The sequence below is a fragment of the Agromyces sp. NPDC055520 genome, from assembly GCF_053619715.1.
In genome coordinates this window covers 35,568-47,474 of record NZ_JBSHJY010000004.1, presented here as the reverse complement: position 1 = coordinate 47,474, position 11,907 = coordinate 35,568, and the positions used below count along the sequence as shown (strand labels likewise).

Annotated in this window: 10 protein-coding genes; 4 read left to right on the top strand and 6 right to left on the bottom strand. The window is 70.5% G+C overall.

Annotated elements, in window-relative coordinates; all coding sequences use genetic code 11:
* Position 1: 1 nt before the first annotated feature.
* Positions 2-1,360 carry a class I SAM-dependent RNA methyltransferase gene (locus ACWGST_RS03570; protein ID WP_452045269.1) on the bottom strand — a complete coding sequence of 453 codons (1,359 nt, stop codon included), beginning with the start codon at positions 1,358-1,360 and terminating at the stop codon, positions 2-4.
* 63 nt (positions 1,361-1,423) lie between these two features.
* On the opposite strand from ACWGST_RS03570, the gene ACWGST_RS03565 reads away from it, so the two are divergent.
* Together ACWGST_RS03565 and ACWGST_RS03560 are read left to right on the top strand one after the other, a co-directional pair.
* On the top strand, positions 1,424-2,089 hold the full coding sequence (locus ACWGST_RS03565) for a Maf family protein (protein ID WP_452045268.1): 666 nt from the start codon (positions 1,424-1,426) through the stop codon (positions 2,087-2,089).
* Positions 2,090-2,192: 103 nt separating this feature from the next.
* Positions 2,193-3,971 (top strand): acetyl/propionyl/methylcrotonyl-CoA carboxylase subunit alpha, encoded by a 1,779-nt coding sequence (locus tag ACWGST_RS03560; RefSeq protein WP_452045267.1) that lies wholly within the window; start codon positions 2,193-2,195, stop codon positions 3,969-3,971.
* Between the two features lie 101 nt (positions 3,972-4,072).
* On the opposite strand, the gene ACWGST_RS03555 is transcribed toward ACWGST_RS03560, so the two are convergent.
* A complete protein-coding gene (locus tag ACWGST_RS03555) occupies positions 4,073-5,578 on the bottom strand; it encodes an APC family permease (RefSeq protein WP_452045266.1) in 1,506 nt (501 codons plus the stop codon).
* Positions 5,579-5,675: 97 nt separating this feature from the next.
* Positions 5,676-7,106 carry an NAD(P)H-quinone dehydrogenase gene (locus ACWGST_RS03550; RefSeq protein WP_452045265.1) on the bottom strand — a complete coding sequence of 477 codons (1,431 nt, stop codon included), beginning with the start codon at positions 7,104-7,106 and terminating at the stop codon, positions 5,676-5,678.
* Positions 7,107-7,190: 84 nt separating this feature from the next.
* On the opposite strand from ACWGST_RS03550, the gene ACWGST_RS03545 reads away from it, so the two are divergent.
* Together ACWGST_RS03545 and ACWGST_RS03540 are read left to right on the top strand one after the other, a co-directional pair.
* A complete protein-coding gene (locus ACWGST_RS03545) occupies positions 7,191-8,018 on the top strand; it encodes a purine-nucleoside phosphorylase (RefSeq protein ID WP_452045264.1) in 828 nt (275 codons plus the stop codon).
* 9 nt (positions 8,019-8,027) lie between these two features.
* Positions 8,028-9,755 (top strand): phospho-sugar mutase, encoded by a 1,728-nt coding sequence (locus ACWGST_RS03540; protein ID WP_452045263.1) that lies wholly within the window; start codon positions 8,028-8,030, stop codon positions 9,753-9,755.
* Positions 9,756-9,850: 95 nt separating this feature from the next.
* On the opposite strand, the gene ACWGST_RS03535 is transcribed toward ACWGST_RS03540, so the two are convergent.
* From ACWGST_RS03535 to ACWGST_RS03525, 3 genes are all read right to left on the bottom strand, one after another.
* Positions 9,851-10,135, bottom strand: a complete 285-nt coding sequence (locus ACWGST_RS03535; protein WP_452045262.1) for a PTS sugar transporter subunit IIB — start codon at positions 10,133-10,135, stop codon at positions 9,851-9,853.
* Positions 10,132-10,596 carry a PTS sugar transporter subunit IIA gene (locus tag ACWGST_RS03530; RefSeq protein ID WP_452045261.1) on the bottom strand — a complete coding sequence of 155 codons (465 nt, stop codon included), beginning with the start codon at positions 10,594-10,596 and terminating at the stop codon, positions 10,132-10,134. The genes ACWGST_RS03535 and ACWGST_RS03530 overlap by 4 nt, the downstream gene beginning before the upstream one ends.
* Before the next feature lie 67 nt (positions 10,597-10,663).
* Complete coding sequence (locus ACWGST_RS03525) at positions 10,664-11,791, bottom strand: adenosine deaminase (RefSeq protein ID WP_452045260.1); 1,128 nt, start codon at positions 11,789-11,791, stop codon at positions 10,664-10,666.
* Positions 11,792-11,907 lie beyond the last annotated feature (116 nt).

Sequence of the window (11,907 nt, the reverse complement as noted above, 5' to 3'; positions counted from 1 at the left end):
CTCACACGATAGCGCGGAGGCGGGCGACCGCCTCGACGTGGTGGGTGTTCGGGAACAGGTCGAAGGCGCGGAGCTCGTCGAGTTCGTAGCCGCGTTCGCGGAAGAGGCCCACGTCGCGGGCGAAGGCGACGGGGTCGCAGGCGACGTACACCAGCTGGCGCGGTCGCAGCTCGGCGAGTCGTTCGACGACGGCGCGACCGGCTCCGGCGCGCGGCGGGTCGAGCACGATCGTGGCGTCGCGCAGTCGCGCACGCTCGGCCGTGCCGGCGCCGGCCGCCAGCGCGTCGAGGTACCGGTCGACGCGCGCGGTCACGGCCCGTGCGCCGAGCCACTCGGCGAGGTTCGCGCCGGCGTGCTCGGTGGCCCGCGCGTCGGACTCGACCGTCGTGATGCGCACCGTCTCGCCGAAGCGGTCGCCGACGGCCGCCGCGAGCAACCCGACCCCGCCGTAGAGGTCGTGGTTGGCGGCGCGAGGGTCGAAGAGGTCGCCGTCGACGAGCTCCTGCACGGCACGCGTGAGCGTCGCCGCCGCGCCGCGGTGCACCTGCCAGAACCCGTCGCGGTCGAGGCGGAAGCTGCGATCGCCCACGCGTTCGACGATCGTCGGGCGCGGGCCACGCGGCATCCGGTCGCCGTCGCCCTCGACCATGACGATCGCCGGGTCGCCGGCGCTCGGCGCGATCAGATCGATCGCGGCGGCGCCGGGGAAGCGATCACCGAGCGGTGCAAGGGCGGCCAGCTCGGGCACCGCCAACGGCACGGATGTCACGGGGACGACGTTGTGGCTTCGGGCCGCGTAGGGCCCGACCCGGCCGTCGGGGCCGACGTGGAGGCGCAGGCGGGTGCGCCATCCGGTGCCGTTCTCTGGGCCGCCTTCAGGGTCGACGCCGGGCGCGAGGGCGGGGTCGACCCGGTCGACCTCGACGGCGGCCTCGAGACCGGCCATGCGCGTGAGAGCCTCGCGCAGCACCTCGCCCTTCAGCTCGCGCTGGCGGGCCATGCCGATGTGGCCGAATTCAGCGCCGCCGGCCCGCGATTCAGGGGCGCGGTCGACGGATGCCTCGGCCCACACGTGATCGCGACGGTCGGGCGATGCACGCAGCACCTCGACGGTCTCGGCGCGCCAGAAGCTGTCTTTGCTCTGGTCGCTCACCCGGGCGGCGACCCGCTCACCCGGAATCGCGTCGGAGACGAACACGACGCGCCCCTCGTGGCGGGCCACGAAGACGCCGCCGTGCGCGACGCGGTCGATCTCGAGTTCGATCACCGGCCCGTCGGTGGCGGGCGGCTTCGGGGCGGGGCGGGGCGATCGGGAGGGCTTGCGCCCGCCGCTTCGACGAGGGCGCCGGTTCTCTGACATGCATCGAGCATTTCACAGCCCGCCTGAACCGACGCCGTCGGCCTGAGCGGGCAGGATGGACGCATGCGCCTCTACCTCGCCTCGACCTCGCCCGCCCGGTTGCAGACCCTGCGCGCGGCCGGCATCGAGCCGATCGCGGCACCGCCCGGCGTCGACGAAGACGCGGTCGTCGCGGCACGCGAGGCCGTTTCGGGCCCGTTGCCCGCCCGCGAGATGGTGCAACTGCTCGCACAGGCGAAGGCCGAGGCACTCGTCGGCGCCTCGATCGGCGGCGCGCCGATCGACGGGCTCATCCTCGGCGGCGACTCGGCATTCCTGACCGGCGGTGCGATTCACGGCAAGCCGCACGAACCCGAGGTCGCGAAGCGGCGCTGGCTCGCGCAGAACGGCGGCCGCGGCGAGCTGTGGTCGGGGCACTGGCTCATCGACCACCGCGGCGGCCGGGTCAACGGCGCCGTCGGGCGAGCGGATGTCGCGACCGTGCACTTCGCGGCCCTCGACGAGGCCGAGATCGACGCCTACATCGCGACGGGCGAGCCGCTGCTCGTGGCCGGCGCGTTCACGATCGACAGCCTCGGCGGGCCGTTCATCCGCCGCGTCGAGGGAGACCCTTCGACCGTCGTCGGGCTGTCGCTCTCGACGCTGCGCGACCTCGTGCGCGAGCTCGGCGTCGCCTGGCCGAGTCTCTGGAACCGCAGCGCCTCGGCGGATTCTCGTACTGCGGGGTGAGGAGGCGCGTTCCCCGCGATTGTGCGCGTCCGCAAGAGACATCCACCCTTTTTGTGGAAGACACCCAAAGAGCACCGCAGCCCGCGCAATAGGCTTGACGATTATGCCGCGCATCTCCAAGGTCCTCATCGCCAACCGTGGCGAGATCGCCGTCCGCGTCATCCGGGCCGCCCGTGACGCCGGCCTCGGCTCCGTCGCCGTCTACGCCGACCAAGACCGCGACGCGCGGCATGTCAAGCTCGCCGACGAGGCCTACGCCCTCGACGGCGCGACGAGCGCCGACACCTACCTCGTGATCGACAAGCTGCTCTCGGTCGCCCGCCGCTCGGGCGCCGACGCCGTGCACCCCGGCTACGGATTCCTCGCCGAGAACCCCGACTTCGCCCGCGCGGTCATCGCCGCCGGCCTCATCTGGATCGGCCCGTCGCCCGAGGCCATCGAGCGCCTCGGCGACAAGGTCTCGGCCCGGCACGTCGCCGAGAAGGTGGGCGCGCCGCTCGCGCCGGGCACCTTGAACCCCGTGGCGGATGCCTCGGAGGTGCTCGAATTCGTCGACGTGCACGGTCTGCCCGTGGCGATCAAGGCGGCCTTCGGCGGCGGCGGGCGCGGCCTCAAGGTCGCCCGCACCCGTGACGAGGTGCCCGAGCTCTTCGATTCGGCGACCCGCGAGGCCGTCGCCGCATTCGGTCGCGGCGAGTGCTTCGTCGAGAAGTACCTCGACAAGCCGCGCCACGTCGAGACCCAGTGCCTCGCCGACCAGCACGGCAACGTCGTCGTCGTCTCGACGCGCGACTGCTCGCTGCAGCGGCGCCACCAGAAGCTCGTCGAAGAGGCGCCCGCGCCGTTCCTCACCGAGGCGCAGACCGCACTGCTCTACGAGTCGTCGAAGGCGATCCTGCGCGAGGTCGGCTACGTCGGCGCAGGCACCTGCGAGTTCCTCATCGGTCAAGACGGCACCGTCTCGTTCCTCGAGGTCAACACGCGCCTGCAGGTCGAGCACCCCGTCTCCGAAGAGGTCACCGGCATCGACCTCGTGCGCGAGCAGTTCCGCCTCGCCGAGGGCGGCGCGCTCGACTACGCCGACCCCGTCACGACCGGGCACTCGATCGAGTTCCGCATCAACGGCGAAGACCCGGGCCGCGGCTTCCTGCCCGCGCCGGGCCCCGTGCACCAACTGCGCTTCCCCGGCGGCCCCGGCATCCGCATCGATTCGGGCGTCACCTCGGGCGACGAGATCTCGGGTGCGTTCGACTCGCTGCTCGCCAAGCTCATCGTCACCGGTCGCGACCGCAACGACGCGCTCGAGCGAGCCCGCCGCGCCCTCGACGAGTTCGAGGTCACCGGGCTGCCGACCGTGCTGCCGTTCCACCGCGACATCGTGCACAACCCGGCCTTCGCGCCCGCCGGCGACGAGCCCTTCTCGATCTACACGCGCTGGATCGAGACCGAGTACGACAACCAGCTCGAGCCGTGGTCGGGCGAACTCGCCGACAACGCCGGCCCCGCCGAACGCACGAGCGTCGTCGTCGAGGTCGCCGGGCGTCGGGTCGAGGTCACGCTGCCGAAGCGTCTCGTCGGGTCCTCCTCCTCCGCTTCCTCTTCCCGCACCGCCGGTGCCGCGCCCCGCCGCCGCGCTGCATCGCACGCCGTCGACACCGGAACCGGCGATGCCGTGAAGGCGCCCATGCAGGCGACGATCGTGAAGGTCGCCGTCGCCGAGGGCGACAAGGTCGTCAAGGGCGACCTCGTGCTCGTGCTCGAGGCCATGAAGATGGAGCAGCCGATCCTCGCCCACAAAGACGGTGTGATCGGCACGGTGAACGCCGAGGCCGGCGCGACCGTCTCGAGCGGCCACCTGCTGCTCGCCATCATCGACGCCTGATTTCACGTTTCAGGACGGGGTGTGGCACGCGGGGCCGTTTCGGCGCCGTACGCGCGCTGAAGGCGCCGCGTTCCCACACCCCCTCCTGAAGAGGCGAATGATCAGGTGCCCTGGGCGGTCGGGAGCTCGACCTCGCTGACGCGCTGCTCGAGGCCGAGCCGCGAGCGGCGGCGCCCGTACAGCAGGTAGATGACGAGGCCGATCGCGAGCCAGACGGCGAAACGCACCCACGTGAGCGTCGTGAGGTTGAACATGAGCCACACGCAGAGCGCCGCCGAGATGATCGGCAGCACGGGCGACCACGGCACACGGAAGCCGCGCGACAGATCGGGCCGGGTGCGACGCAGCACCACGACGCCGATGCTGACCAGCACGAACGCCGAGAGCGTGCCGATGTTGATCATCTCTTCGAGCAGGCCGACGTCGGTGAACGCCGCGACGAATGCGACCACCGTGCCCGCGATGATCTGGATGCGTGCGGGAGTCTTCGTGTGCTCGGTCGTCTTCGACAGCCACCGCGGCAGCAACCCGTCGCGACTGAGGGCGAAGACGATGCGCGAGAGGCCGAGCAGGATGATCATGATCACGGTCGTGAGGCCCGCGAGGGCGCCGAGCGAGATCACGGCCGACGCCCAGTCCTGCCCGACGAGCCGGAAGGCGGTCGCGAGCGACGGCGTCTCTTCAGCCGCGAGCTCGGTGTACGAGACCATTCCCGTCATGACGATCGAGACGAGCACGTAGAGCAGCGTCACGATGCCGAGTCCGAGGAAGATGCCGCGCGGCAACCGCTTCTGCGGTTCGCGCACCTCTTCGGCGCTCGTGGCGACGACGTCGAAGCCGATGAACGCGAAGAACACGAGCGCCGCCGCCGAGAGCATGCCGAAGATGCCGTACTGCGCGGGCGCGGCGCCCGTCATCCACGAGAAGAGCGATTGCGTCCAGACATCCGTTGCGCCGCCCTCTTTGGGCACCGACTCGGGGATGAACGGCGTGAAGTTCGCCGCCTTCACGAAGAAGAACCCGACGACGATGACGAAGAGCACGATCGCGACTTTGATGATCGTGAACACCGCGCCGATGCGCGCCGTGAGCTTCGTGCCGGCCACGAGCAGCGCCGTGAACACCGCGACGATGAGGAACGCGGGCCAGCTCACCTCGATGCCCCCGAGCTGGAACGTCGACGGGAACGGCAGTCCGAACGCGAGCAGCGCCTCACCGAGATAGACGCCCCAGTACTTCGCGAGCACGGCGGCAGCGGTGAAGAGCTCGAGGATGAGGTCCCAGCCGATGATCCACGCGAGCAGCTCCCCCATCGTCGCGTACGTGAAGGTGTAGGCGCTGCCGGCGACGGGCACGGTCGAGGCGAACTCGGCGTAGCACATGATCGCGAGGCCGCACGTGACGGCCGCGAGCACGAACGAGAGGATGACGCTCGGCCCGGCGAAGTTCGCCGCCGCCTGCGCGCCGACCGAGAAGATGCCGGCGCCGACCGCGACCGCGATGCCCATGAGGGCGAGATCCCACGTGCCGAGCGAGCGTTTCAGGCTCCGCTCCTCGTCGTGGGAGTCGGCGATCGAGGACTCGACCGATTTCACTCGCAGGTTCATCGCTACCCCCAGAGTTCGGCGCGCCGCCTTCGACGACGCCCACGCGCGCCGCCCTCCGCGACACCCGGAAGCGCCGACTCCAGCGACGCTGCAAACCTCAGCGTACGACGTGCATGGCCCTCGCGGCATCTGTCAGCGACCCGCTGAGCGAGGGATACACCGGGAACGCCTCGGCGAACTGGTCGACCGTGAGCCGGTGCTCGACGGCGAGCGCGAGCGGGAAGATGAGCTCAGAGGCCTTCGGCGCCACGATGACGCCGCCGATGATGGCGCCCGAACCGGCCGACGCGAAGAGCTTCACGAAGCCGTCGCGGATGCCCATCATCTTCGCGCGCGGGTTCGAGGCGAGCGGCAGCTTGTAGGCGACGCCGGGCACGACGCCCTCGTCGATCTCCTTCTCGGTCCAGCCGACGGTGGCGATCTCGGGCTGCGTGAAGATGTTCGAGGTGATGTTGCGGTTCTCGGGCGGGTTCACGATGTCGCCCATGGCGTGGAAGACCGCGGTGCGGCCCTGCATCGACGCGACCGAGGCCAGCGGCAGGAACGTCGTGCAGTCGCCCGCCGCGTAGATGTTCGGGATCGAGGTGCGCGCCACCCGGTTGACGCGGATGTGACCCGACTCCGACAGTTGCACGCCCGCCTGCTCGAGGCCGATCTCGCGCGTGTTCGGCACCGAGCCGACCGCCATCAGGCAGTGGGTGCCGCGCACCTCGCGGCCGTCGGTCAGGGTCGCGACGACGCTGTCGCCGTCGCGCACGACGGACTCGGCGCGCGATTTGTTCATGACCTTCATGCCGTTGCGCTTGAACACCTTTTCGATGACGGATGCCGCGTCCGCATCTTCACCCGGAAGCACCTGGTCGCGGCTCGAGATGAGCGTGACCTTCGCCCCGAGGGCACGGTACGCCGAGGCGAACTCGGCACCGGTGACGCCGGAGCCGACGACGATGAGGTGCTCGGGCACCTGCTGCAGGTGGTAGAGCTGGGTCCACGTGAGGACGCGCTCGCCGTCGGGCACCGCGGTCGGCAGTACTCGCGGCGAGGCCCCGACCGAGAGTACGAGCGTGTCGGCCTCGATGCGATCGAAGTCGGTGCCGCCCTTCGCGGTCGCGACGATGATCGCGTTGGGCCCGTCGAGGCGGCCCTCGCCGTGCACGAGGTGCACGCCGGCCTCGATCAGGTTGCCGCGCATGTCGTCGGACTGCTGGGCCGCGAGGCCGAGCAGGCGCTTGTTGACGGCGGCGAGGTTGATCGCCACGTTGGGCTTCACGGCCTTCTCGGCGTCGCCCTTCGCATAGAACTGCACGCCGAGGTCGGCGGCCTCTTTCACGGCGTTCGAGGCCTCGGCCGTGGCGATGAGCGACTTCGACGGCACGACGTCGGTGAGCACCGCCGACCCGCCGACGCCGGCCCGCTCGATGAGGGTGACCTCGGCCCCGAGCTGCGCGCCGGCGAGAGCCGCCTCGTAGCCGCCGGGTCCTCCTCCGAGGACGGCAATGCGTTGTGTGCGCTCGAACTCGTAGGCCATGCTCACATTCTGCCAGTCGCGGGGCTACGACCAGCAAACGAGCACGGCGTCGCCGCGACATCCGCTCGTCATTAGAGTGGGATGATGCACGCTGCCAACCCGCTCGACGACCCCACTGCCGACCCGTTCGCGATCGCCGCCCTCGCGGCCGAGCGCATCGCCGAACTCACCGGGGTCGAGCGTCACGACATCGCCCTCACCCTCGGCAGCGGCTGGACCCGCGCTGCCGAACTCATCGGCGAGACGACGCACACGATCCCCGCGACCGAGGTGCCCGGCTTCTCGAAGCCCGCGGTCGAGGGCCACGTCGGCACGCTGCGCTCGGTGCTGCTGCCGAGCGGCAAGCGCGCGCTCGTCATCGGCGCCCGCACCCACTACTACGAAGGCCACGGCGTGCGCCGCGTCGTGCACTCGGTGCGCACGGCGGCCGCGACGGGCGCGACCGTCATGATCCTCACGAACGGCGCCGGCGGCATCAAAGAGACCTGGAAGCCCGGCACCCCCGTGCTGATCAGCGACCACATCAACTTCACGGCCGACTCGCCGCTCGAGGGCGCGACCTTCATCGACCTCACCGACCTCTACTCGAAGCGGCTGCGCGACCTCGCACACGAGGTCGACTCCGAGCTCGACGAGGGCGTCTACTGCCAGTTCCGCGGGCCGCACTACGAGACGCCCGCCGAGGTGCAGATGGCGAAGATCGTCGGCGGCCACATCGTGGGCATGTCGACCGCGCTCGAGGCGATCGCCGCCCGACAAGCCGGCATGGAGGTGCTCGGCATGTCGCTCATCACGAACCTCGCGGCCGGCATCCAGCAGTGGCCGCTGAGCCACGAAGAGGTCATGGAGTCGGGACGTCTCGCCGAGCCGGTGATCGCGAGCCTGCTCGCCAAGATCGTCGCGAAGATCTGAGGTTCGAGGATGTCGCAGCTCATCGATCCCCGTGACGCGGAGCGCATCGCGCTCGCCGAGGCCTGGCTCGGGCAAGACCCCGACCCCGAGACCCGTGCCGAGCTCGCGGCGATCGTCGACGCCGTGCGCGGCGGCGACCCCGCGGCATCCGCCGACCTCGCCGATCGCTTCGACGGGCGCCTCGCCTTCGGCACCGCGGGTCTTCGCGGCGAGATCGCGGCCGGCCCGAACCGCATGAACCGCGTGCTCGTCTCCCAGGCGGCGGCGGGCCTCGCCGCCTATCTCGTCGAGCACGCCGAGGTCGGCCAGACGCCGTCGATTGTGATCGGCTACGACGGTCGCAAGAACTCGGCCGTGTTCGCTCGCGACACCGCCGAGATCATGGCGGGCGCCGGGGTGCGGGCCATTCTGCTGCCCCGCCTGCTTCCGACCCCCGTGCTGGCCTTCGCCGTGCGGTACTTCGACGTGTCGGCGGGCGTCATGGTGACGGCCTCGCACAATCCGCCGAACGACAACGGCTACAAGGTCTACCTCGGCGGCATCGACCGCGGATCGCAGATCGTCGCGCCGACGGACGGCGAGATCGCCGCGCAGATCCAGCGCGTCGCGGATTCGGTGCTCGTCGGCGACCTGCCGCGCGGCGTGTTCGAGACGGCCGCCGAGGGCGTCGTCGACGAGTACGTGCGGTTGACGGCGCAGGTCGCGGGCGGTGGCGGCGGTGCTGGCGCGCGCGTGGCGCAGCCGCGCGTCGTCTACACGGCGATGCACGGCGTGGGCTGGCAGACGATGGCGCGTGTGCTGGCTGCGGCCGGCTTCGACGCGCCCGCACTCGTCGAGGCGCAGATCGATCCCGACCCCGCCTTTCCGACGGTGTCGTTCCCGAATCCCGAAGAGCCGGGCGCGATGGACCTCTCGTTCGCGCGCGCTCGCGAGGTCGATGCCGAGCTCGTCATCGCGAACGACCCCGACGCCGACCGTCTCGCGATCGCGATTCCCGACGCGTCGGCCGAGTCCGGTTACCGCCGGTTGAGCGGCAACGAGGTCGGACTCGTGCTCGGCTGGCAGGCGGCCGAACGCGCACTCGCGGCACCCGGCGACTCGGGCCCGAACGGTGCCCTCGCGTGCTCGATCGTCTCCTCCCCCGGCCTCGAGGCGATCGCCAGGGCCTACGGTCTCGACTTCGAGGCGACGCTCACCGGCTTCAAGTGGATCTCGCGCGCACCCGGCCTCGTCTTCGGCTTCGAAGAGGCGCTCGGCTACCTCGTGAACCCCGACACCGTTCACGACAAAGACGGCATCTCGGCGGGCGTGGCGTTCCTGTCGCTCGCCGCGTCGTTGAAGGCCGAGGGCCGCACCGTCGCCGATCACCTCGACGCCTTCGTCGAGAGATTCGGATGCCACGACTCCGCCCAGATCTCGATCAGGGTCACCGAACTCGCGCGCATCGGCGAGATCATGTCGCGGCTCCGCGCCGAGCCGCCGGCATCAATCGGTGGCATCCGGGTCGAACGCATCGAAGACCTCGCCGACGGGTTCGGCGACCTGCCGCCCTCGGATGTGCTGCGCATCGTGCTCGAAGACGGCGGCCGCGTGATGGTGCGCCCGAGCGGTACCGAGCCGAAGCTCAAGATCTACATCGATGCCGTGTCAGAGGCGGGCACGGTCGCCGAGCGTCGCGCCGCAGCGGCCGCCGCCGTCGCCGCCCTCGATGCGGGCATGCGGGAACTCGTCGCGTAGGTGGAAATCGCTCGCTGAGCCCGTCGAAGCGCGGCACGCGACACGCGCCCTTCGACAGGCTCAGGGAGCGTCGACAGGCTCAGGGAGCGAACAGCTCAGCCGAGCGAGATCTGAAGCTTCGCGCCAATCTCTTCGACGTCGAAGTAGTTCGAGACCTCGACGATCTCGGCGAAGCTGCGACCGACCGCGGCGCGCACCGCGTCGGCGAGTTCGCTCGACGTCAGGATCACCTGCGCGTCGGCCGACGCGGCGGCGATGCCGGCGAGATCGCTCGCGTCGACATCCGCCGTGAGCCCGAGCCGGTCGAGGGCTCGCTCGGCGTTGACCTTCAGAATTGCGGACGTGCCGATGCCCAGTCCGCAGACGGCGACGATCTTCATGCTTCTCCCTCGGGTGCCGCATCGAAACCGAGCAGGCCGCGCAGCTCGCCGGCGGTCTCGGCTCGCGCCATGCGACCGACGATGCCGCTGTCGTTGAACGCGTTCGCGAGCTTGGCGACGGATGCCACGTGCTCTTCGGCGTTCGACACCGCGAGTCCGACGACCACGCGCACGGGGTCGTTGTGCGGGTGCCCGAACGACACGGGCTCGGCGAGCGTCACCACGGCGAGCCCTTCGCGGCGCACGTCGGGGCCCGGCCTGGCATGCGCGAGGGCGAGCCCGGGGGCGATCACGACGTAGGCGCCGAACTCCTCGATGACGGCGATCATGCGGTCGGCGTACTCCGATCGCGTCGCACCCGAACGCACGAGCGCCCGGCCAGCCTCACGCACTGCGGCACGCCAGTCGTCGGCGTGCGCCTGCAGCACGATGGCTTCGTCGGGAAGCGACGGGAAGGTCATGAGAGTCCGTTCAGGGTGGCGCAATCAGGTGCACGGTGCTCCGAAGACCCGCCTCGAAGCATCCGTGTCAGGCGTCGTCGAAGCCGTCTTGAATCAGCTCGGCGAGTTCTTCGCGATCGTCGAGCGGCAGGAACGCGGCGGCGGCCGCGTTCAGCTGGAACGTCTCGAAGTCATCGAGGTCGTAGCCGAAGGCGTCGCTCAGCAGCGCCAGTTCACGGGTGAGCGTGGTGCCCGACTGCAGGCGGTTGTCGGTGTTGACCGTCACACGGAACCCGAGCTGGTACAAGAGGTCGAACGGGTGGTCGATGAGCTCGTCGCCCCACGCCGCGATCGCACCGGTCTGCACGTTCGACGACGGGCTCGTCTCGAGGGCGATCTCGCGGTCGCGCACCCACTGCGCGATCGGGCCGAGCGAGACGTAGGTGTTCTCGTCGTCTTGACGATCGATGATCAGGTCTTCGGCGATGCGCACGCCGTGCCCGAGGCGCAGCGCGCGACCGTCGAAGAGCGCGCTGCGGATCGACTCGAGGCCGTCGGCCTCGCCCGCGTGCACCGTGACCGGCAGGTACTGGCTCGCGAGGAAGTCGAACGCCGTGCGATGCCGGCTCGGCAGGAACCCCGCCTCGGGGCCCGCGATGTCGAAGCCGACGACGCCGCGGTCGCGGTGGCGCACCGCGAGCTCGGCGATCTCGAGACCGCGATCGTTGTGGCGCATGGCAGTGACGAGCTGACCGGCACGGATGCCGCGGCCCTGCGCCTGCGCATCGTCGATGCCCTGCTCGATGCCGGCCTGCACCGCCTCGACGGTCTCGTCGAGGCTGAGCCCGCGCGCGAGGTGCTGCTCGGGCGCCCAGCGGATCTCGCCGTAGATCACGCCGTCGGCCGCGAGGTCTTGCACGAACTCACGCGCGATCCGAGTGAGGCCCTCGCGGGTCTGCATCACCGACGTCGTCAGGTCGAAGGTCTTCAGGTACTCGACGAGCGAACCGGAGTTCGAGCGCTCGCCGAACCACTGGGCGAGCGCGTCGGCGTCGGCCACGCCGGCCGGCAGCTCATGGCCGATCTCGTCGGCCAGTTCGATGAGCGTCTGCGGGCGCAGGCCACCGTCGAGGTGGTCGTGCAGCGAGATCTTCGGCAGGGCCTGGATGTTCGTGCCGTCGCCTTCGAGGCGGTACTCCGTCGGAATCGTGTTCACGTCTCCACGATAGCGACAGGGCGCCTCGGAAGTCTCGGCAATCTCGAAGCAAGACGCCGTGCGCCGCACTGCCCGCTCCAACACCCGCCCCGGCCTCCGCCTCCGCCCCCACCCCT

What these genes read in the sequence shown, in the direction of transcription:
- ACWGST_RS03570 (WP_452045269.1), bottom strand. Translation starts at nt 1,360, where the DNA reads ATGTCAGAGAACCGGCGCCCTCGTCGAAGCGGCGGGCGCAAGCCCTCC.
- ACWGST_RS03565 (WP_452045268.1), top strand. Translation starts at nt 1,424, where the DNA reads ATGCGCCTCTACCTCGCCTCGACCTCGCCCGCCCGGTTGCAGACCCTG.
- ACWGST_RS03560 (WP_452045267.1), top strand. Translation starts at nt 2,193, where the DNA reads ATGCCGCGCATCTCCAAGGTCCTCATCGCCAACCGTGGCGAGATCGCC.
- ACWGST_RS03555 (WP_452045266.1), bottom strand. Translation starts at nt 5,578, where the DNA reads ATGAACCTGCGAGTGAAATCGGTCGAGTCCTCGATCGCCGACTCCCAC.
- ACWGST_RS03550 (WP_452045265.1), bottom strand. Translation starts at nt 7,106, where the DNA reads ATGGCCTACGAGTTCGAGCGCACACAACGCATTGCCGTCCTCGGAGGA.
- ACWGST_RS03545 (WP_452045264.1), top strand. Translation starts at nt 7,191, where the DNA reads ATGCACGCTGCCAACCCGCTCGACGACCCCACTGCCGACCCGTTCGCG.
- ACWGST_RS03540 (WP_452045263.1), top strand. Translation starts at nt 8,028, where the DNA reads ATGTCGCAGCTCATCGATCCCCGTGACGCGGAGCGCATCGCGCTCGCC.
- ACWGST_RS03535 (WP_452045262.1), bottom strand. Translation starts at nt 10,135, where the DNA reads ATGAAGATCGTCGCCGTCTGCGGACTGGGCATCGGCACGTCCGCAATT.
- ACWGST_RS03530 (WP_452045261.1), bottom strand. Translation starts at nt 10,596, where the DNA reads ATGACCTTCCCGTCGCTTCCCGACGAAGCCATCGTGCTGCAGGCGCAC.